Consider the following 21756-nt stretch of genomic DNA (forward strand, 5'->3'; position numbering starts at 1 on the left):
GGGGATTTTGGGGAATTTTGCAAAGGTCTCAGGTTGTTTATTAAGATTGGTCATACCAAAATATTGATTTGAAGACATTGGTGAGGTTAATCAATAAAAATGAATGTGTTTGAATTATAGTCAATTAAAATCAAAATAGGACAGTAACGTATCGTCAAATCGGGCGTAATCAGACAATACGGTTCGCAGATACCGCTTAATATTCGCCCACACCTTCTCAATCGGGTTGAGCTCAGGTGAATAAGGTGCAAGAGGCAATACCTTATGTCCCCATTTTTCCGCCATTTCCCGTAAGACACCCATACGGTGAAATCGCGCATTATCTAAAATAATCACCGATTTTTGAATCAATGCGGGCAGTAGGCATTGCTGAAACCACGCTTCAAAAAAGACTCCGGTCATCGTATTTTGATAAACCATCGGAGCAATCAGCCGGTTGCCGACTTGTGCGGACACCAGAGATAAGCGTCGGTATCTTTTCCCACTTATCTGCGCTTTCACTATTTGCCCTTTCAGGCTGCGGGCATAGGGGCGGAACAGGTAGCGGTCAAATCCTGTTTCATCCAAATAAACACGTTGGTAGTCGGAAAATTTGGCCAGCTGTGTCAAATAATGCGTTACTTTGGCCGGGTCTTGTTCTTTGTAAGTGGTGGTCTTTTTTTGCGCGTCATCCCCATCTGTTTGAGTGCATAGCAAACGGCGGCTGCCGTACAATCAAAATGTTTGGCGATTTCATGCAGATAGGCATCCGGGTGTTGCCCAACATATTGAGCCAGTTTTTGCCTATCCAATTTGACGGCATTTAGACCGGTAACTTGATGTTTTAGGCTGCCTGTTTGTTTTTTAAGGCGAATCCACAGGTAAAGCGTGTTTCTTGACAAGTTAAACGTCGCTGCGGTTTGGCTGATGTTTTTGCATTGTTCGTAATAGTTTAAAGCTTTGTTTCTTAAGTCCGCAGAGTATGCCATGGTTAAACCTTCAAAGTTGAGTATTGTACCATTTTGTTTTTAATTGACTATAACTTAAGCCATCTTCGATTCACGCATTCCCCTACTGTTTAAACGAAACGGAAATGACGGTAAACCCGATCACGCCCACAACGACAAAAAGGTCGTCTGAAACCCAAATTGGATTTCAGACGACCTTTTATTTCAAGCCGGTTGGCTTATTTGTTGAAGAAAACCAGCGTCCACGGCAAAACATAAGCTTGCAGCAGGGTCAGCAGGCCGACGAAGGTACAGAAAATCAAGCTGTGTTTCACGGTGAAGCGGAACAGGTTGGATTCTTTGCCTTCCAGACCGACTGCCGCGCAGGCGATGGCGATGGATTGCGGCGAAATCATTTTGCCGGTCACGCCGCCGGTGGTGTTGGCAGCGACGGTCAGCTCGGGTACGACGTTGATTTGATGCGCGGTGCTGGCTTGCAGCGAACCGAAGAGCGCGTTGGCGGAGGTGTCCGAACCGGTCAGGAATACGCCCAGCCAGCCGAGGAACGGCGAGAAGAACGGGAACACGGTGCCGGTGGCGGCGAGGACGAGTGCCAATGTGGACGACAGGCCTGAATAGTTTGCCACGAATGCAAAGCCAAGTACCAAGCCGATAGACAGGATGGACAGGCGCAGTTCTTTGAGCGTTTCAAAGAAAGTGCTGACGGCTTCGGAGGGTTTCATTTTCAGCAAAGCGGCGGAAACGATGGAAGCAAACAGGATTGCCGTACCGACTGCGCCGAGGAGGTCAATTTTGAACACGGCGGCGTATGGTGTCGGTTCGCTGACGATGGGCGCGGCTTTTTGTACCAAGTTGTGCAGCATCGGCCAGTCGAATTTGATGGTGGCAACGCCCAAAGCCTCTTTAACACCCTTAATCGTCCACACGCTGACGAAAACGGTCAGGATGGCGAAAGGCGACCAGGCTTTGATGATTTGCCCGGCAGTGTATTCGCCCGCTTTGCGTTCGGACGGTTTTTTCATGCCGTTGAAGGTGAAGATTTCTTTAGGCTGCCATTTTTTCAGGAAGGCAGACAGGCAGACCAGGCTGACCAATGCGGAGGTCACGTCGGGTAACTCGGGGCCGATGAAGTTGGCGGTAATGAACTGGGTAGTGGCGAAAGACACGCCTGCCACCAATACGGCAGGCCAAGTTTGGCGTATGCCGCGCATACCGTCCATCATGGCGACCAACCAGAAAGGAACGATAATCGACAGGATCGGCAGTTGGCGGCCGGCGACCTGACCGATGTGGTAAGGGTCGAGGTTGGACACTTGACCGGCAACCAAGATTGGAATACCCATCGCACCGAAAGCCACGGGTGCGGTATTGGCAATCAAACACAAACCGGCGGCGTAGAGCGGGTTAAAGCCTAAGCCCACCAACAACGAGGCGGTAATCGCCACCGGCGCGCCGAAGCCTGCCGCACCTTCGAGGAATGCGCCGAAGGAGAAGCCAACCAGCAACATTTGCAGGCGTTGGTCTTCGGTAATCGAAATCACGGAAGCGCGGATGATGTCGAACTGCCCTGTTTTCACAGTAATTTTATACAGGAACACAGCAGTAACGATAATCCATGCAATCGGCCACAAACCGTAGGCAAAGCCGTACAGCGCGGAAGAAACCGCCATGCCCGCAGGCATTCCGAAACCTAATACGGCAACGCCAAGTGCAATCAGCAGCGTATAAAGCCCCGCCTGATAACCCTTGAGCTTCAAGACGGTCAGTGCAACAAAGAAAAAGATAATGGGCAGGAGGGCGACGGCTGCCGTCAAATACAGGCTGCCGCCCACTGCGGTATAGTTTTGAATCCAAGTTTCCATTGGGAAAATCTCCGAATATTTTTCTAATATACTTTCCTAAATTGGTAAAACCAATTTTTTGAACGGAGGACACTTTACGAAACTTTAATATGGCAGTCAATTATTTTTTTAAGCAACCTTGCTACATAAGTGCAAAATTGTTATTTAATTTTAAATAAAACAAAACATTATATGAATTGTAAAAATGTAACCCGATATAGTTTTAAACCATATTCGGGTAGAACAAGCCATATTGACGGGATATGGCCGGTTAATTAGAATACCGCGACATTGGGCACACCAATTTGGTCATGCCAATTTTGACGCAGATTGCCATTTCAGACGACCTGCCGCATCACATTATCGGATTTGAGTCTTCTTCATAGGAAAATATGAAGAAAAAGAGGAATTACAATGACAAAACTGGTTCGGCCACAAAAAATCAGCGACCAAATATTGTCGATATTAGAAGAACGGATTGCGACTGGCGTTTACGAAAAAGGCGGCAAAATCCCGCCCGAACGTACCTTGGCGGAAGAATTCGGCGTATCGCGCCCCTCGGTCAGGGTCGCGCTGAACATCCTGATTGCGCGGCAGGTTTTGGAAGCGCGTCAGGGCGATGGCTATTACGTTTCCGTCAAACCGCAACAAGATTTCCTCCAAAGCTGGCAGGAATTGCTCGGCAAACATACCAACTGGGAAACCGACGTTTTCGATTTCAGCTGTCACGTTGAAGGCTGTATGGCGGCACTGGCCGCCGAAAGACGGACTGACGCCGACTTGAAACGGATTGACTTTTGGCGGCAGAAATTTGAAGCGGCCTGCGAAAGCGGAAATTTGGAGCATCAAGCCGAAGCAGACGTTAGCTTCCATCAAACCATTGCCGATGCCGCACACAATATCCTGTTCAGCCACCTTTCCAGCAGCCTGCTCAAAATGCTTTATCAGCAAACACGCAGCGGCATTATCTATATCCATCAAACCGAAGACCCGCGCCCGACGCTGATTGCCCAGCACAGTGCTATTTTTGAAGCCATTGTCCAGGCCAAACCAGCCGAGGCGGCGGAAGCGGCAAAACTGCATTTGAATTATGTCGCCCGCCGCATTTTGCAGGACAGGGAATATCAAAGCCACAGCGAGCATGCGGACGTATTGGCGCAAAATGATTTGAAACGGGTAGATTGGTAGCGTTTAAAAATAATCAGGCCGTCTGAATTTTTTCAGACGGCCTGATTTTGCAAATAAGGCTTTTTAGTGCCACAATCTTCCCCATTCTGTCTAAAAACAAAGGAAGCACCATGTACCGTCATGTCGAGTATTATCCGGGCGACCCGATTTTGAGTTTGGTTGAAACCTTCAAACGCGACGAGCGTTCTGAAAAAGTCAATTTGAGCATAGGCATTTATTTTGATGGCGAAGGCAAAATGCCGGTTTTGGAATCTGTCCTCCGGGCAGAAGCAGAGCATGCGGCCGTACCGCGCCCATCGCCTTATCTGCCGATGGAAGGTTTGGACACTTACCGAAGCGCGGTTCAGCGTTTGCTGTTTGGGCAGGATAATCCGGCGTTGGCAGAAGGGCGCGTTGCGACCATACAGACCTTGGGCGGCTCGGGGGCGTTGAAAGTCGGTGCCGACTTTTTGCACCGTTGGTTCCCTGAAGCGAAAGCCTATGTCAGCGACCCGACTTGGGACAACCATAAGGGTATTTTTGAAGGCGCAGGTTTTGAAGTGGGGGCGTATCCTTATTACAACTCTAAAACCGTCGGCGTGAAATTTGAAGAGATGACTGCGTTTTTCAAAACATTGCCGGAAAACAGCGTCTTGATTTTACATCCATGCTGTCAAAACCCGACCGGCGTAGATATGTCGCAAGCGCAATGGGATGAAGTGTTGAACATCATTAAAACGCACAAGCTGATTCCGTTTATGGATATTGCCTATCAAGGTTTCGGCGAGGATTTGGACAGCGATGCCTATGCAATCCGTAAAGCCGTCGAAATGGGACTACCTTTGTTTGTCAGCAACTCTTTCTCGAAAAACCTGTCGCTGTACGGAGAGCGCGTCGGCGGTTTGAGCGTAGTGTGTCCCAATAAGGAAGAAGCAGAGCTGGTGTTCGGACAGTTGAAATTTACCGTCCGCCGTATTTATTCCAGCCCTGCCGCGCATGGCGCATACATCGCTTCTGATGTGATGAACAGCGAGGAGCTGCGCGCTTTGTGGGAAAACGAGGTTTACGCCATGCGCGACCGCATCCGTGCCATGCGTCAGAAACTTTATGATGTTTTGACGGCCAAAATTCCCAATCGCGATTTCAGCTATTTCATCAAACAGCGCGGTATGTTCAGCTATACAGGCCTAACCGTAGAGCAGGTACACCGCTTGCGTGACGAATTTGCTGTTTATCTGTTGGATTCGGGCAGGATGTGTGTGGCCGGTTTGAATGCATCAAATATCGATTATGTGGCCGAGGCATTTGCCAAAGTGTTGCAATAGCCATGCAATCTGAAATTGAATGTAGTTTTATTTGAAGTAAATCAAAAGGCCGTCTGAAAAATTTTCATCTTTCAGACGGCCTATTTATAATTGGCGCACCCAACAGGGATCGAACCTGTGACCTCCAGCTTCGGAAACTGACACTCTTCCAACTGAGCTATGGGTGCGAGAGCCGTAAGGTTAACGCATATTGGCGCCGTTGGCAAAGTTTATCTTGAAAGTGTCAGAAAGTGGCATTGGCGGTCACGCTTTTGCATGGGTGGAATATTCAAATAACTACAAAGGTTTACAAGAATCAGACGGCCTTTTTGAGGATTTTTGCGTATCTTTTTCTCAAGATGGATTGGAAAGCCTTTGCGAATTCAGTATAATCCAGCAAAATATTGTTAACTGCGTTTAACACATAAACTATAACTTACAGCACAACCTAACCTAACGGCGAGGCCTACCAAATGAAACAACTCCGCGACCACAAAGCCCAAGGCTCTGCATTGTTCACCCTTGTGAGCGGTATCGTTATTGTCATTGCAGTGATTTACTTCCTGATCAAACTGGCGGGAAGCGGTTCATTCGGCGATGTTGCCGAAACAACCGAAGCTGCGACTCAAACCCGTATCCAGCCAGTCGGCCAACTGAAATTGGGCGACGGTATTCCAGTCGGCGAGCGTCAAGGCGATCAGATTTTCAACAAAATCTGTATTCAATGTCACGCGGCGGACAGCATCGTTCCCAACGCGCCTAAATTTGAAAACAAAGGCGATTGGGCACCTCGCATTGCACAAGGTTTCGATACCTTGTTCCAACACGCTCTGAACGGTTTCAACGCAATGCCTGCCAAAGGCGGTGCGGCTGATTTGACCGATCAAGAATTGAAACGCGTCATTACTTACATGGCCAACAAAGCCGGCGGTACTTTCCCGGATCCTGATGCCGCAGCTCCTGCCGATGCAGCCGCTTCCGGTGAAGCTGCTTCAGCTCCGGCGGCTGAGGGTGCGGCTCCTGCAGATGCTCCTAAAGCAGACGCTGCCAAAGCTGAAGACAAAGGTGCAGCTGCCGGCGGTGCAGACGGTAAAAAAGTTTACGAAGCAAGCTGCCAAGCATGTCACGGCGGTGCAGTTCCAGGTGTTCCTCATGTAGGTAAAAAAGAAGACTGGGCTCCTCGTATCAAACAAGGTAAAGACACCCTGCACAAACACGCACTCGAAGGCTTTAACGCAATGCCTGCCAAAGGCGGTAACGGTAGCCTGAGCGATGATGAAGTGAAAGCTGCAGTTGATTACATGGCTAATCAGTCTGGTGCTAAATTCTAAGATTTGATTTTGAATCTCGAATAGGAAGCGCATTCTGCAAAAGGATGCGCTTTTTTCGTGCAGGAAATCCGGATCTTGCTATAATACTGAAGTAGTAAATTATTCTCATGATCAAGGGTCGTCTGAAAGATTCAGACAGCCTTCGAATACAATCAAGATTCTTTTAAAGAAGTTCAACAATATTCACATACGACAAAACAATCACGGAGTTATCTCATGGCAAAAAAATATTTCGGTACTGACGGTGTACGCGGCGAAGTTGGTCAATTCCCTATCAATCCTGATTTTGTCCTGAAATTGGGTTATGCGGCAGGTCAGGTTTTGGTACAGCACGAAGGAGAAATGAAACCGACCGTCTTAATCGGTAAAGACACGCGTATTTCAGGCTATATGTTGGAGGCTGCACTGATTGCCGGCTTTACTGCCGCCGGTGTCAATGTTATTCAAACTGGCCCTCTGCCAACCCCGGGCGTAGCATACCTGACCCGCGCTTTGCGTTTGTCTGCCGGTGTGATGATTTCTGCTTCCCATAATGTTTATTCCGATAACGGCATTAAATTCTTTGCTGAAGGCGGTGTGAAGTTGAGCGATGAAATCGAGTTGGAAATTGAAGCCAAAATCGATGAGGAAATGAAAACCCAGCCGTCCAGCCGTTTGGGCCGTGCGCGCCGGATTAATGGTGCAGATGACCGCTATATCGAGTTTTGTAAATCTACTTTCCCAAGCCATTTGGACTTGCGCGGTCTGAAATTGGTGGTCGATACCGCCAATGGTGCGGGCTATGCAGTTGCGCCTAAAGTATTCCACGAATTGGGTGCGCAAGTGGTCAGTATCGGTGATGAGCCAAACGGCTACAACATCAATGAGAAATGTGGTGCAACCCATCCGAAAGCTTTGCAAGCGGCTGTGTTGCAAAATGAAGCTGATTACGGTATTGCCTTGGATGGCGACGGCGACCGATTGATGATGGTTGACCGCAATGGCAAAGTGTATGACGGCGACAGCCTAATTTATGTGATTGCTAAAGCACGCGCGCACGAAGGCGTGGAAATCGGCGGCGTGGTGGGTACAGTAATGACCAATATGGCGATGGAAGTTGCTTTGAAAGAGCAGGGCGTTGATTTCTGCCGCGCCAAAGTGGGCGACCGCTATGTGTTGGAACAGCTCCATCAACGCGGTTGGCTGATTGGCGGCGAAGCCAGCGGTCATATTTTGTGCATGGACAAACACAATACCGGCGACGGCATTATTTCCGCGCTGCAAGTTTTGGCCGCACTGCAAACCTTGAATCAAGACCTTGCCACTGTTTGCGCCGATTGGCAGCCGTATCCGCAAACCATGATTAACGTCCGCATCAAAAAAGGCCAAAACTGGCAGGATGCTTCCAAAGAGGCTTTGGCTGAAGTGGAAAAAGAACTCGAAGGCAAAGGCCGCGTGGTCTTGCGTGCATCCGGTACCGAGCCTGTCGTGCGTGTGATGGTGGAAGCCAAACAGGCGGACTGGGCGAAAAAAGGCGCAGAAAAAATTGCCGCTGCCATTCAAGGTCAAAAGTAACAGTATGTTTGATGTTGAATTGAACTAAATAAAAGGCCGTCTGTTGTTCAGACGGCCTTTGTGTTTCATTAGAAGCTTAATTGCTCAAGACATCAACGCCTTTAGGAGGCGTGAATTTGAACATACCGCTGGAAAGGTTAGGTTTGGTGTTCAAACCGCTGAAGCTGATGCTGGTTTGGTTGCCGAAGCTGTCTTTCAGTTGCATGGCGGCGAGGTTGTCGCCTTTGAAGCCGATGCGGATGTATTGGTAGCCGGCGTTGTTTTTCTTAGGCGTAGCCAAAACGTAGTCAATGCCGTTGGCAGAGCCGTCTTCTTTCAGCGTGTAGCTGCTGTCCAATGCCGTTTTGTTGGAGAGGATGGCGGCAGGGCTGTCGCCGATGGTTTGGTCTTGTGAGGACTTGGTTACTTGCGCCAAATCTACGTCATAGAGCCAAATGGTTTTGCCGTCGCCAACGATGGTTTGTTTGTAGGGTTTGGTGTATTCCCATTTGAACAAACCCGGGCGCAGGATTTTGAATGTACCGTATGTGGTTTGGGTTTTCTTTTTGCTGTGAACGGTTTGGCTGAAGTTGCCGCTGATACCGTCGGCGTCATTATTGAATTTTTTCAGGGCGTCCACTGCGCCGGCTTGTGCAAAGCCGATGGCTGAAGAAAGCAGCGCGGCAGCGGTCAGGGTGAACAGTCGGGTAGTTTTCATGTTTTGGTTCCTTGTTCGGAGAGATGGGTTCAGTATAGACGTTATGGTGTAACAGGCAAGGGGCTGAAGGGCGGGTTTAATTTGTGTAAATATGAAAAAACTAAGCAAGTATCTGAAATAACTTTATTTCTCCAGACGTCCTGTATTTGGTTTTGACGTTTTTTTAATGAAACGCATAAGGGCTTGGTGTGGTATTTAATGTCATTTTACGGAAAGCGTGAAATTATAGTCTTTCTGTTTGCTTTTTAAAACGGTTATAATATTTATCTTTTTAAAACAATGGTTTTGTATGTATCTGAATCCTTATCCTTTATTGGAACAGGCTTTGCTGTCGGACAATCCGGATGAAAAGGGAAGATTGACGCAGGCCTTGTTTGCGCAGTTGGGCGAGGCGGAAGGTTTGACGGTTGAGGAGTCGAAACCTGTGGATTGCCGTTTTGCAGGCCATCCGTTGCGTCCGCGTTTGGTTGCGCCTTCGGAGGTTACACCACGCAAGATGAATACGGTCGAAGGCTATGCGGCGATGTTGCACGCGATTGCGCACATTGAATTTAATGCGATTAATCTGGCTTTGGATGCGGCGTATCGTTTCCGCAATATGCCGTTTCAGTTTGTGCGCGATTGGGTAAGGGTGGCAAAAGAAGAAGTGTTTCACTTCGGCTTGATGCGTGGCCGTCTGAACAGCTTGGGCTACGATTACGGCGATTTTGAAGCGCACGGGCATTTGTGGGACATGGCGTATAAAACCGCTTACGATCCCTTGTTACGCATGGCTTTGGTGCCGCGGGTATTGGAAGCGCGCGGTCTGGATGTTACGCCGGGTATTCGTGCAAAAGTAGCGCAGCGCGGCGATATGGAAACCTGCGATGTGCTGGATATTATTTATCGCGATGAAGTAGGGCATGTCGCCATCGGCAATCATTGGTATCAGCATCTTTGCCGTGAGCGCGGTTTGGAACCGGTCGCCCTGTTCCGCAACCTGATTGCGCGTTACGATATGTTTATCTTCCGCGGCTACGTCAATATCGAAGCGCGGGAACGTGCTGGATTCAGCCGTTTCGAGCTGGATATGTTGGAAGATTTTGAGAAAAGTTTGAAACAGGATAAAAAGGCCGTCTGAAACGGTAAAACCATCATGGCACATCATCACGATCATTCGCACGCGCACACGCATACCACCAATAAGCAGGTATTGCGCATTTCATTTTTTGTCATTGCCGGATTTATGCTGGTTGAGGCGGTCGGCGGCTGGCTGACCAACTCTTTGGCCCTTCTTTCCGATGCGGGGCATATGTTCAGCGATGCGTTTTCGCTGGGCATGGCATTGTGGGCATTCAAACTTGGCGAGAAACAGACCACGCTGCAAAAGACATTCGGTTACAAGCGTTTTGAAATTTTGACGGCGATGTTTAACGGATTGTCGCTGGTGTTGATTGCGGCGATGATTTTTTATGAAGCAGTCAAACGATTGTTTTATCCGCCGGAAATTTTGACGGGCGGTATGTTGGTGGTCAGTATTATCGGATTGCTGGTCAATATCGGCGTTGCCGTTTATATGTTGAAAAATGGCGATACCGAAGAAAACGTCAATATGCGCGGTGCGTATCTGCATGTAATCAGCGATTTGTTCGGCTCGATAGGGGCGATTGTCGCAGCAGTGCTGATAATGGCGTATGGCTGGCAATGGGCGGATACGGTTGCCAGCGTATTGGTAGCGGCTTTGGTAGGGCGCAGCGGCTGGATGCTGTTTAAACAGACTTTGCACATTTTGATGGAAGGTGCGCCGGAAAACATCCATACCGATGAGTTGCTCAGCGTGATCCGCAATACGGAAGGCGTAAAATCCGTTCATGACTTGCATGTTTGGACGATTACCAGCAATATCCACGTTTTATCCTGCCATATTGTTGTCGATGGCAGCATGACGGTTGCCGAATCCGAACAAATCGCCTACCGCATCGAACATGAATTGGCGCATCATAACATCGGACATTGTACGATTCAGATTGAAAGCGAACGGCATCCGCATAAAGATGAAGTCTTGTGTTCGCAGGAAATGCATGAACATCATCACCATTAACCATATTCAGGCCGTCTGAAACTTGTTGAATTGTTCAGACGGCCTTCTAAAATCATCAAAGGAACACTTATGACCCAAGCCGTATTATTCGACCTTGACGGCACGCTTGCCGATACCGCACTTGATTTGGGTGGCGCGCTCAACACGGTATTGCGCCGACACGGTTTGCCAGAAAAAAGCATGGATGAAATCCGTCCGCAGGCCAGCCACGGTGCGAGCGGTTTGCTCAAACTTGGTGCAGACATTACGCCCGATCATCCGGACTATATGCAATGGCGCAAAGAGTTTTTGGATGAATATAGCCGCTGTTATGCCGATCAAACCATCTTGTTCGACGGCGTAAACGAAATGTTGGAAGCCTTAGTTCAACGCGGTATCCAATGGGGCATTATTACCAACAAGCCCATGCGTTTTACCGATGTCCTCGTGCCTAAGCTCGGGTTTACCGTGCCTCCTGCCGTCATTGTCAGCGGCGATACTTGCGATGAACCCAAGCCCAGCGTGAAGCCTATGTTTTATGCGTGCGAACAGATTGGCGTTGAGGAGCAGCGATGTTTTTATGTCGGCGATGCAGAGCGCGATATGCAGGCAGGCAAAAATGCAGGCATGACAACCGTGCTTGCTGATTGGGGCTATATTTCTGCCGAAGACCAAACCGAAAACTGGCTTGCCGATTTTCGTATTGCCACGCCTTTGGATTTGTTGGCAATCTTGCGTTAAAACCCTGTAATAATCCGTTTTCAGACGGCCTGAAACGGCGTAAAATTACATAAATTTGTATTTTTTCAACCGTTTTACTACTTGTAAAGAGAAAAATCATGTTCTTCAAGCATATCGAAGCAGCTCCTGCTGATCCGATTTTAGGTTTGGGCGAAGCGTTTAAAGCCGAAACCCGTTCCGAAAAAGTCAATCTCGGCATCGGCGTGTACAAAGACGCATCCGGCGCAACGCCTATTGTCAAAGCCGTCAAAGAGGCTGAAAAACGCCTGTTGGAAAGCGAGACAACTAAAAATTACCTGACCATCGACGGCGTTGCCGACTACAACGAGCAAACCCAAATCCTGTTGTTTGGTAAAGACCACGAAATCATTGCCAGCCGTCGCGCCAAAACAGCGCAAAGCCTTGGCGGTACAGGTGCATTGCGCATTGCGGCCGAGTTTGTCAAACGCCAGTTGAACGCGCAAACCATCTGGATTTCCAATCCGACTTGGCCAAACCACAACGCCATCGCCAAAGCGGTCGGTATTCAAGATAAACCTTATCGTTACTATGATGCTGCCAAACACGGTTTGGATTGGGACGGCATGATTGAAGACTTGAGCCAAGCGCAAAAAGGCGACATCGTCCTGCTGCACGGCTGCTGCCACAATCCTACCGGCATCGACCCTACGCCCGAACAATGGGAAACTTTGGCAAAACTTTCTGCCGAAAAAGGCTGGTTGCCACTGTTTGACTTTGCCTACCAAGGCTTTGGCAATGGCTTAGAAGAAGATGCCTACGGCTTGCGCGTGTTCTTGAAACACAATACAGAATTGCTGATTGCCAGCTCTTATTCCAAAAACTTCGGTATGTACAACGAGCGCGTCGGCGCGTTCACTTTGGTGGCCGAAGATGAAGAAACGGCAGCCCGCGCCCACAGCCAAGTCAAAACCATCATCCGTACCTTGTATTCCAACCCGGCTTCACACGGTGCGAACACCATTGCGCTGGTGTTGAAAAATGATGATTTGAAAGCACAATGGATTGCCGAACTCGATGAAATGCGCGGCCGCATCAAAGCCATGCGCCAAAAATTTGTCGAGTTGCTCAAAGCAAAAGGCGCAACTCAAGACTTTGATTTCATTATCGAACAAAACGGTATGTTCTCTTTCAGTGGTCTGACTCCCGAACAAGTTGACCGTTTGAAAAATGAGTTTGCCATTTATGCCGTCCGTTCCGGCCGCATCAACGTCGCCGGCATTACCGATGACAATATCGACTACCTGTGCGAAAGCATTGTGAAAGTCTTGTAATTGTCGAATTAAAGGCAAAGGCCGTCTGAATCATTCAGACGGCCTTTATTTTTGACTGTGGAAACTTATCCGGCAACTGCGTTCATTCCCCAATAAATCATGGCATAGCGCAGCAGTTTGCCTGCAATCAGAATGATGGCGCAATGCAAAGCATTAAGCCTGAGCCAGCCTGCGGCAAGGGGGAGGGCATCGCCGATAATCGGCAACCATGCAAATAATAGCGGCCAAATTCCCCATCTTTGTATACGCGCCAATACTTTTTCAGACGGCCTTTTCTTGGACGGAAACATTCTGCCCATGTAATACGAAACCATACTGCCCAAGCCATTCGCCAAACCGGCACATAAACATGCGCCGAGGGCATGTTGCGGATATTGGTACACAAATGCGGCGTATGCCGCCTCGGATGTACCCGGAAGTAGTGTGGCAGAAGTGAAGGCAGAAGCAATCAGGGCAAGGTAAGCGTAAAGAGGGGGCATATTTTGAGTTGTATCAATGAGTATTGTAAAAAAGAAATAACAAGCTTAATAAGAAGATTATGCCTTTATTTTTTTAATCTATTAAAAGATAAATCCAATATTATTAAATTTTTTACAATTAAACGGCTGAAGGATAATGTAGTCGGCTGTTAGAAAATAGTTTTCAAAGTGACGGATTATCAGTATGATACGGGCGGCTGTTAATGGGTGTTAAGTTTAATGAACTGATTTAAGCTCATTTTTCCAGCGAATCTTAACAAAACGAAAGGCAAATCATGTCTGCGCATTCACAACAAAATCATACTCCTGCGCTGGTCGTTCTGACCACACTCTTCTTCATGATGGGTTTCATTACCTGCATGAACGATATTTTGATTCCGCACCTGAAAGATATTTTCGAACTGACTTATGTTCAGGCGATGCTGATTCAATTCTGTTTCTTTACCGCTTATGCGATTATGTCGATCCCGATGGGTTATTTGGTCGGCAAAATCGGCTATAAAAACGGTGTAATCGGCGGTTTCGTATTGACTGCCATCGGCTGTCTGTTGTTCTATCCTGCCGCCGGCAGCCATTCTTATCCTACTTTCTTGGGTGCGCTGTTCATTTTGGCTTCAGGTGTAACGCTGTTGCAAGTGGCGGGTAACCCTTATGTGACCCTGCTGTCCAAACCAGGTAAAGAATCTGCAACACTGACTTTGGTTCAGGCATTCAACTCTTTGGGTACGACCATTGCTCCGCAAATCGGGGCATTCCTGATTTTGGCTGATGCGACACAAACTGTCAGCAAAGCCGAGCAAATTTCTTCTGTTCAAATTCCATATTTGGGTTTGGCAGGTTTGCTGATTATTTTGGCTGTGTTCGTCAAAATGATTCGTCTGCCTGATGCAAACAAAATTGCTGAAGAAGAGAGTGAGCACAACCATGATGGTAAACACAGCGTATGGCAATACCGCCACTTGATTTTTGGTGCGGCCGGTATTTTCTGTTATGTTGGTGCAGAAGTATCTATCGGTTCTTTGTTGGTCAACGTGTTGGGTTACCTGAAAGGTTTGGACCACGCATCTGCTGCAAAATATCTGTCGTTCTACTGGGGCGGCGCGATGGTTGGTCGCTTCTTAGGCTCTGCCATCATGGCGAAAATTGCGCCTAACCGCTATTTGGCATTCAATGCTACCGCTGCTGTTGTCCTGTTGGGCGTAGCTATGTTGGCAGGTAAAGCCAGTGCAGATGTTGCGATGTGGGCATTGTTGGCCATCGGTTTCTTCAATTCCATCATGTTCCCAACGATTTTCTCTTTGGCAACCAAAGGTCTTGGCCGATTCACCAGCAGCGCTTCCGGCGTATTGTGTACTGCGATTGTCGGCGGTGCGATTGTGCCTGTGGTACAAGGTTGGGTAGCGGATACTCAAGGTCTGATGATTTCTTTCGTTGTATCAGCGATTTGTTACGTATACATCGTCTTCTTTGCTATAAAAGGCTACAAAGCTGACGAATAATTCATCATGATAAAAGGCCGTCTGAAACCTTATGGGATTTCAGACGGCCTTTTTACTTTGTGGCATAATGATTTAAATGACAGGAGGAAAAAATGGCCAAAATCATTTTGCTGCATGGCTTGCATATGCATTCGTGGGTCATGAGGCCGCTGGCGTATTTGCTGGAACAAGAAGGTTTTGAAGTTGCTCTGTTCGATTATTACAGTGTTTTGCATTCGATGAACCGACATGTTGAAGATCTAGCGCGATGGATTGATGAGAACCATGCTGATGAAACGCTGCACTTTGTCGGCCATAGTTTGGGCGGCTTGGTTTTACGCAATTTTGCGGCGGCATATCCGGATAAAGTCAGCGGCCGTATCGTTACCATGGGTACGCCGCACCAAGGCAGCCGTGCCGCGCAACGTGTGCTCAATTTGGGTTTGCAAAAGCCGGTATTGGGCGGCTCTTACAAAGGGGCGTTGGACGGCAGTATGCCTGAGTTGCCTGTCGGTATTGAGTTGGGCAGTATTGCCGGTAACAAACCGTATGGGCTGGGCCGTGTTTTAGGTTTGCACGGCGAACATGATGGTACGGTTTTGGTCAGCGAAACGCATTGTCCGAATATGCGCGATCATGTCGTTTTGCCGGTCAGCCATAGCGGTATGCTGTTCAACCGCAAAACTGCCGGGCAAGTGGTGGCATTTTTGCATGATGGATATTTTAAAAAGCAATAAAAACACCATTTATTCTAATTAAAAAATATTTTATTCTAAATAATTTGTTTATTTTAAAGAAAATGGCAAGGATTTGTGAGCGTTGTTTTCGTAAAATAATCAGCAGGCCGTCTGAAACCGGTTTTTCAGATGGCCTGTTATGCTAAAATCTGTTAAATACTTATTAAAAAGGCAAAGAACAATGTTTGCTTTCAAATCCTTACTCAATATGCCGCGTTTCGAAGCCATTGCGGTGGCCTTGGCTTTGGTGGCGGCAATGGGTTATACGATTATTTCGCTTGAATGGCTGCCGCATATGTCGATTGTGACGGCGATTGTGGTCTTGCTTTTGTACGGTTTGATGCGCGGCTTGAAATATCAAGACATGCAAAACGGTATGATCGGCGCGGTCGGGCAGGGCATGGGCGCGATTTATCTGTTTTTCTTTATCGGCCTGATGGTCAGCGCACTGATGATGAGCGGTGCGATTCCGACGCTGATGTATTACGGTTTCGGATTGATTTCGCCGACTTATTTTTATTTTTCGGCGTTTGCGCTTTGCTCGGTCATCGGTATTTCCATCGGCAGTAGTTTGACGACTTGTGCGACTGTCGGCGTAGCCTTTATGGGAATGGCGGCTGCGTTTCATGCTGATATGGCGATGACGGCAGGTGCGATTGTGTCGGGTGCGTTCTTCGGCGATAAAATGTCGCCGCTTTCCGATACGACCGGTATTTCTGCTTCGATTGTCGGCATTGATTTGTTCGAGCACATCAAAAACATGATGTACACCACTGTGCCTGCGTGGTTGATCAGTGCGGCGTTGATGTTGTGGCTCTTGCCCAATGTTGCCGCGCATGACATGAACAGCGTCGAGGCTTTCCGCGCGCAATTGGAGGCAACCGGTTTGGTGCATGCCTACTCGCTGATTCCGTTTGCTTTATTGGTTATCCTCGCCCTGATGCGCGTCAATGCCATTGTGGCCATGCTGTTTACCGTTGTGGTGGCGCTGATTGTGACTTATTTCCACAGTACGCCTGATTTGAAACAGCTGGGCGCGTGGTTTTACAGCGGATACAAACTCGAAGGCGAAGCATTTAAAGATATTGCCCGATTGATTTCGCGCGGCGGCTTGGAAAGCATGTTCTTTACACAAACCATCGTGATACTCGGCATGAGCTTGGGTGGCCTGTTGTTCAGTATTGGTGTGATTCCGTCTTTGCTGGAGGCCATTCGTGCGTTTCTGACCAATGCCGGACGCGCTACTTTCAGCGTGGCCATGACATCGGTCGGCGTCAACTTCCTGATTGGCGAGCAATATTTGAGTATCCTGCTTTCCGGCGAAACCTTTAAGCCGGTTTATGACAAACTCGGCCTGCATTCGCGCAACCTTGCCCGTACGCTGGAAGATGCGGGTACGGTGATCAACCCGTTGGTACCTTGGAGCGTCTGCGGCGTATTTATCAGCCATGCCTTGGGTGTGCCTGTTTGGGAATACCTGCCTTACGCCTTCTTCTGCTACTTGAGCTTGGCTCTGACGCTGGTGTTTGGCTGGACAGGGCTGACTTTGAGTAAGAAGTAAACAGCATTTAAAATGGCAATGCTTTTATAAAGCAAGGCCGTCTGAAAGCAATTTCAGACGGCCTTGTTTTACTTGAAGTAGCCGTATCAGCATGATTTCACTATAATTGCTGCGCCAATAAAAAAATAATCCAAACAATGAACAAACAAATCCGCCAAGAAATTTTCGAGCGTTTCCGCGCTGCCAATCCGCATCCGACTACCGAGTTGAATTTCAGTTCGCCGTTTGAGCTGCTCATCGCCGTTTTATTGTCTGCTCAGGCGACTGATGTCGGTGTGAACAAAGCGACTGCCAAGCTCTTTCCCGTTGCCAATACGCCGCAAGCCATGTTGGATTTGGGGCTGGACGGTGTGATGGAATACACCAAAACCATAGGCCTTTACAAAACCAAATCCAAACACATCATGCAGACTTGCCGTATTTTGCTGGAAAAATACAATGGCGAAGTGCCTGCCGACCGAGAGGCTTTGGAATCTTTGCCCGGTGTTGGCCGGAAAACTGCCAACGTGGTATTGAACACTGCATTCGGGCAACCTGTTATGGCGGTCGATACCCATATTTTCCGTGTGGCCAACCGTACTAAAATCGCGCCGGGCAAGGATGTGCGCGAAGTTGAAGACAAGTTGATGCGCTTTATTCCCAAAGAATTTTTGATGGATGCCCATCATTGGTTGATTTTGCACGGCCGCTATACATGTAAGGCTTTGAAACCTCAATGCAGCAAATGTTTGATTAATGATTTGTGCGAATATCCGGCAAAACTGTAAATAAAAACAGATAAAAAAAGGCCGTCTGAATTTCAGACGGCCTTTGATTTGGCTGTGATTAGTCGGCAACTGCCATCAGGCTGGCGTTACCGCCGGCAGCGGTAGTATTGATACTGCAAGAGATTTCTTCAAATACTTGCAGAATGTCCAGACCTTGTTCGGAAGGCAGGATGCGGATGAGCGCACCGTCGCGGCCGGCCAACTCTTGTTTGCGCTCGCTGCTCAAAGGTTCGATAGCGGCAACATGGCTGATGCCTGCGTTTTCAGGTTTGCTGTTGACTTGCAACAAACCGTCCAAATCGGCTGAGTAGGAAGCCAACGGGCTGTTAGGCTCAACAACGGTTTGGATGCCTGCGGCTGCCAGCTCGGTCAGGGCAGAGAAGGCTTGCAGCAGATTGCCGCCATGTACCCAAACGCGTTTTGGAGAGCGCCAGCTCAATGAGTTGCGTTCGCCGGTCGGGCCGACCAATACGGTTTCGGCTTTGCGCAGGGTACGGACGCGTGCGTGACCCAAAGCTGCGGCTGCAGTTTTCTTCTCTTCTGCATTAAACGGCAGTTTGTGAACCAGAGTTTCCAAACGTTTGAGCGCGTCTTCGTCTGCTTGGCCGATGCGGCTGAGGGTTGGGGCAACCCATTCAGGAGTACGGACCAGGCGTTGCAGATAGAATGAACCGCCTGCTTTTGGACCGGTACCGGACAAGCCGTGACCGCCGAAAGGTTGTACGCCGACAACGGCACCGACGATGTTGCGGTTAACGTAGATGTTACCGGCTTCGATGCGGTCGCGGATATGGTCGACAGTGCCTTCGATACGGCTGTGTACACCGCTGGTCAGAGCATAGCCTTTGGCGTTGATTTGGTCGATGAGTTGATCCAATTCGCTGGCGCGGTAGCGGACAACGTGCAGTACAGGACCGAACACTTCGCGTTGCAACTCGTTCAGGTTGTTCAATTCAAACAGGATTGGACGAACGAAGGTAGAGTTGTTGTCATCAACGTCGGCGGCAGTTTTGATTTCGTGGTAAGCCTTTGCTACGCCTTTCATTTTGTTGATGTGGGCCAACAGGTTTTGTTGGGCTTCAGCATCGATGACAGGGCCGATGTCTGTGGTCAGTTGGATCGGTTTGCCGACAACCAGCTCATCCATTGCGCCTTTGATGATGTTGATCATTTTATCGGCAACATCTTCTTGAACACACAAAATACGCAGGGCGGAACAACGTTGGCCCGCGCTGTCGAAGGCAGAGTTCAATACGTCGAGGCAGACTTGTTCCGGCAGGGCGGTAGAGTCCACGATCATCGCGTTTTGACCGCCGGTCTCGGCAATCAGGACAGGGCTGTCGTCGCGTTTGGACAGGGCTTTGTTGATCAGACGCGCTACTTCGGTAGAACCGGTGAAGATCACGCCGCCGATGCGGGCATCGCCGGTCAGGGCTGAGCCGACATCGCCTGCGCCGAGTACGAGTTGCAGCGCAGAAGTCGGAATACCGGCTTGATGCATCAGGGAAACGGCGTAAGTCGCAATCAGGCTGGTTTGTTCGGCAGGTTTGGCGATAACGGTGTTACCGGCAGCCAGGGCGGAAACGACTTCGCCGGTAAAGATGGCCAATGGGAAGTTCCATGGGCTGATGGCAACGATTGCGCCGACGGCTTTGGCATCTTTAGGCAGGGTGTTTTCAGCTTCGTTGGCATAGTAGCGGCAGAAGTCAACGGCTTCGCGTACTTCGGCAACGGCGTTGTTCAGGGTTTTACCGGCTTCGCGGACGGCCAGCATCATCAATGCAGGCGTGTGTTGTTCCAACAAATCGGCAAAACGGCGCAGGCAGTCGGCGCGTTCTGAAGCAGGTTTGGCACTCCACTCCGGCAGGGCGGCAACGGCTGCGCCAATAGCTTCTTGAGCCAAGGCTGCATCGGCAAAGCTGACAGTGCCGACAACATCGTTGTGGTCTGCAGGGTTGCGGACGGGTTGCGCTTCGCCCACGTTACGCGCTTCGCCATTGACGATAGATGCAGCGTGGAAGTCTTCGGAAGAAGCTTGGTTGAGTTTTTCTTGCAGGTTTTGCAATACGTTTTCGTTGCTGAAATCGACGCCTTGGGAGTTCAGACGGCCTTTGCCATACAAATCGCGCGGCAGAGGCAAGGCTGGATGCAGGTGGATGCCTTGTTCGGCGATGGTGTCGAACGGGCTCTTAATCAGGCGGTCGATGCTGATGTTTTCGTCAACGATTTGGTTCACGAAAGAAGAGTTCGCACCGTTTTCCAGTAGACGGCGTACCAAGTAGGCAAGCAGGGTTTCGTGTGTGCCGACCGGGGCATACACGCGTACGCGGCGGCCTAAGTTTTGCGGGCCGACCACTTGGTCGTACAGGGTTTCGCCCATGCCGTGCAGACATTGGTGTTCGAAGTCTTTGCCTTTACCCATTTGGTAGATTGCGCCCAAGGTGTAGGCATTGTGTGTGGCAAATTGTGGGAACACGGCATCTTGTGCATCCAAGAGTTTGCGTGCGCAGGCAAGGTAGGAGATGTCGGTGTGGACTTTACGGGTGTAAGTCGGATAGCCGTCCATGCCGTCTACTTGGGCCCATTTCACTTCGCTGTCCCAGTATGCGCCTTTAACCAAACGGATCATCAGTTTTTGGTTGTTGCGGCGGGCCAGGTCGATCAGGTAGTCGATAACGAACGGACAACGTTTTTGGTAGGCTTGAACAACGAAACCGATACCTTTGTAGCCGGCCAAGTCAGGATCGGAAACCAAAGCTTCCATCAAGTCTAAAGACAATTCGAGACGGTTGGCTTCTTCGGCATCGATGTTAATACCGATATCGTATTTTTTACCCAAAAGGAACAATTCTTTCAGGCGCGGCAACAGTTCGCTCATCACGCGTTCGTGTTGGGCGCGTGAGTAGCGTGGGTGGATGGCGGAAAGTTTGACGGAGATACCGTTGCCTTCGTAAACGCCTTGGCCTGCGGCATCTTTACCGATGGCGTGAATGGCTTGGACGTAGTCGTTGTAGTAGCGGTTGGCATCTTCTTCGGTGTAGGCGGCTTCACCCAACATATCGAAGGAGAAGCGGTAACCCATTTTCTCGCGCTCTTTACCGTTTTGCAGAGCTTCTTCAATGGTTTGACCGGTGACGAACTGTTTGCCCAGCAGGCGCATGGCGTAGTTAACGCCTTGACGGATCAGAGGGGCGCCGCCTTTGCTGATCAGACGGCTCAATGCGGAACTCATCTGTTTGTCGTTTGTCGCGGTCAGTTTGCCGGTAATCAGCAGACCCCATGCGGCCGCGTTAACGAAGAGGGAAGGGCTGTTGTTCAAGTGGCTTTTCCAGTTGCCTTCGGAGATTTTATCGGCAATCAGGCGGTCGCGGGTGGCATTGTCCGGAATACGCAGCAGGGCTTCGGCCAGACACATCAGTGCAACACCTTCTTCACTGGAGAGAGAGAACTCGTGCATCAAGGCATCTACGCCGCTTGCTTTGGTGCGGCTGGAGCGGACTTGAGTAACCAAACGACGGGCAAGCTCGGAGGCAGCATTGCGCTCTTCGTCGGTCATCTGTGCACGTTGCAACATATCCTGAACGGCTTCGATTTCATCGCGGCGGTAGGCATCAGTTACAGCTTGACGCAGAGGAGTTTGTGTTGGAAAAGCGAAGTTAAACATTATTTATGTTCTCCAAAGGTTTTTTTCATGGTTTCAGACGGCCTGACTTTAAGACTGCTAAAACAGACATTCTGAAGGATAGTAATATCGTAATAAAATTATGATGCGGATACAAGATGCATCCGCATAAATTGCTG

The 21756-nt window shown here is 49.2% G+C and carries 17 protein-coding genes and 1 tRNA gene; 12 read left to right on the top strand and 6 right to left on the bottom strand.

Going from position 1 to position 21756, the window contains the following annotated elements; translation table 11 throughout:
- Nucleotides 1-120 precede the first annotated feature (120 nt).
- Both HMPREF2606_RS10505 and HMPREF2606_RS00870 read right to left on the bottom strand, forming a co-directional pair.
- A protein-coding gene (locus HMPREF2606_RS10505; protein ID WP_141756534.1) for an IS630 family transposase occupies nt 121-968 on the bottom strand; the annotation gives its coding sequence in 2 pieces (ribosomal slippage) (nt 121-653 and nt 653-968; 849 coding nt in all).
- 197 nt (nt 969-1165) lie between these two features.
- Nucleotides 1166-2809 carry a lactate permease LctP family transporter gene (locus tag HMPREF2606_RS00870; protein ID WP_070461656.1) on the bottom strand — a complete coding sequence of 548 codons (1644 nt, stop codon included), beginning with the start codon at nt 2807-2809 and terminating at the stop codon, nt 1166-1168.
- 393 nt (nt 2810-3202) lie between these two features.
- Here HMPREF2606_RS00870 and HMPREF2606_RS00875 point away from each other — a divergent pair, with 393 nt between their 5' ends.
- Complete coding sequence (locus HMPREF2606_RS00875) at nt 3203-3976, top strand: FadR/GntR family transcriptional regulator (RefSeq protein WP_070461657.1); 774 nt, start codon at nt 3203-3205, stop codon at nt 3974-3976.
- Between the two features lie 110 nt (nt 3977-4086).
- Nucleotides 4087-5280 carry an amino acid aminotransferase gene (locus tag HMPREF2606_RS00880; RefSeq protein WP_070583815.1) on the top strand — a complete coding sequence of 398 codons (1194 nt, stop codon included), beginning with the start codon at nt 4087-4089 and terminating at the stop codon, nt 5278-5280.
- 91 nt (nt 5281-5371) lie between these two features.
- Here HMPREF2606_RS00880 and HMPREF2606_RS00885 read toward each other — a convergent pair.
- Nucleotides 5372-5447 (bottom strand) — tRNA-Arg (locus HMPREF2606_RS00885).
- 285 nt (nt 5448-5732) lie between these two features.
- On the opposite strand from HMPREF2606_RS00885, the gene HMPREF2606_RS00895 reads away from it, so the two are divergent.
- Both HMPREF2606_RS00895 and glmM read left to right on the top strand, forming a co-directional pair.
- Nucleotides 5733-6590: a c-type cytochrome gene (locus HMPREF2606_RS00895; protein ID WP_070711841.1), complete on the top strand. Its 858-nt coding sequence runs from the start codon at nt 5733-5735 to the stop codon at nt 6588-6590.
- Between the two features lie 216 nt (nt 6591-6806).
- Complete coding sequence (glmM, locus tag HMPREF2606_RS00900; RefSeq protein ID WP_070711838.1) at nt 6807-8144, top strand: phosphoglucosamine mutase; 1338 nt, start codon at nt 6807-6809, stop codon at nt 8142-8144.
- A 76-nt stretch (nt 8145-8220) separates the two neighbouring features.
- Here the strand turns inward: glmM and lolA are convergent, their stop codons facing one another.
- On the bottom strand, nt 8221-8841 hold the full coding sequence (gene lolA / locus HMPREF2606_RS00905; RefSeq protein ID WP_036493771.1) for an outer membrane lipoprotein periplasmic chaperone LolA: 621 nt from the start codon (nt 8839-8841) through the stop codon (nt 8221-8223).
- A 289-nt stretch (nt 8842-9130) separates the two neighbouring features.
- Between lolA and HMPREF2606_RS00910 the strand changes: the two genes are divergently transcribed.
- The 4 genes from HMPREF2606_RS00910 to HMPREF2606_RS00925 all read left to right on the top strand — a co-directional run bounded on the left by HMPREF2606_RS00910 (nt 9131) and on the right by HMPREF2606_RS00925 (nt 12933).
- Nucleotides 9131-9961, top strand: a complete 831-nt coding sequence (locus HMPREF2606_RS00910) for a ferritin-like domain-containing protein (protein WP_070711835.1) — start codon at nt 9131-9133, stop codon at nt 9959-9961.
- Nucleotides 9962-9976: 15 nt separating this feature from the next.
- Nucleotides 9977-10921, top strand: coding sequence for a cation diffusion facilitator family transporter (locus HMPREF2606_RS00915; protein WP_070711832.1), 945 nt, complete (start codon nt 9977-9979; stop codon nt 10919-10921).
- Nucleotides 10922-10990: 69 nt separating this feature from the next.
- The gene (locus tag HMPREF2606_RS00920) at nt 10991-11641 is read left to right on the top strand and encodes an HAD family hydrolase (protein ID WP_070711828.1); all 651 of its coding nucleotides are present in this window, start codon (nt 10991-10993) and stop codon (nt 11639-11641) included.
- A 98-nt stretch (nt 11642-11739) separates the two neighbouring features.
- Entirely contained in the window at nt 11740-12933 is a 1194-nt protein-coding gene (locus HMPREF2606_RS00925; protein ID WP_070711824.1) for an amino acid aminotransferase, read from the top strand.
- Nucleotides 12934-12998: 65 nt separating this feature from the next.
- Here the strand turns inward: HMPREF2606_RS00925 and HMPREF2606_RS00930 are convergent, their stop codons facing one another.
- Nucleotides 12999-13412 carry a YqaA family protein gene (locus tag HMPREF2606_RS00930; RefSeq protein ID WP_049331084.1) on the bottom strand — a complete coding sequence of 138 codons (414 nt, stop codon included), beginning with the start codon at nt 13410-13412 and terminating at the stop codon, nt 12999-13001.
- 275 nt (nt 13413-13687) lie between these two features.
- On the opposite strand from HMPREF2606_RS00930, the gene HMPREF2606_RS00935 reads away from it, so the two are divergent.
- The 4 genes from HMPREF2606_RS00935 (at nt 13688) to nth (ending at nt 17955) form a co-directional block, all read left to right on the top strand.
- Entirely contained in the window at nt 13688-14911 is a 1224-nt protein-coding gene (locus HMPREF2606_RS00935; RefSeq protein WP_070583818.1) for a sugar MFS transporter, read from the top strand.
- A 92-nt stretch (nt 14912-15003) separates the two neighbouring features.
- Nucleotides 15004-15627 (top strand): alpha/beta fold hydrolase, encoded by a 624-nt coding sequence (locus tag HMPREF2606_RS00940; protein ID WP_070711820.1) that lies wholly within the window; start codon nt 15004-15006, stop codon nt 15625-15627.
- Nucleotides 15628-15808: 181 nt separating this feature from the next.
- Nucleotides 15809-17188 carry a Na+/H+ antiporter NhaC gene (gene nhaC / locus HMPREF2606_RS00945; RefSeq protein ID WP_003747540.1) on the top strand — a complete coding sequence of 460 codons (1380 nt, stop codon included), beginning with the start codon at nt 15809-15811 and terminating at the stop codon, nt 17186-17188.
- 137 nt (nt 17189-17325) lie between these two features.
- Nucleotides 17326-17955 carry an endonuclease III gene (gene nth, locus HMPREF2606_RS00950; protein ID WP_003747538.1) on the top strand — a complete coding sequence of 210 codons (630 nt, stop codon included), beginning with the start codon at nt 17326-17328 and terminating at the stop codon, nt 17953-17955.
- 58 nt (nt 17956-18013) lie between these two features.
- Here the strand turns inward: nth and putA are convergent, their stop codons facing one another.
- On the bottom strand, nt 18014-21619 hold the full coding sequence (putA, locus tag HMPREF2606_RS00955) for a bifunctional proline dehydrogenase/L-glutamate gamma-semialdehyde dehydrogenase PutA (protein WP_070711817.1): 3606 nt from the start codon (nt 21617-21619) through the stop codon (nt 18014-18016).
- Nucleotides 21620-21756 lie beyond the last annotated feature (137 nt).

This window comes from Neisseria sp. HMSC070H10 (assembly GCF_001837635.1).
GTDB lineage: Bacteria > Pseudomonadota > Gammaproteobacteria > Burkholderiales > Neisseriaceae > Neisseria > Neisseria subflava_A.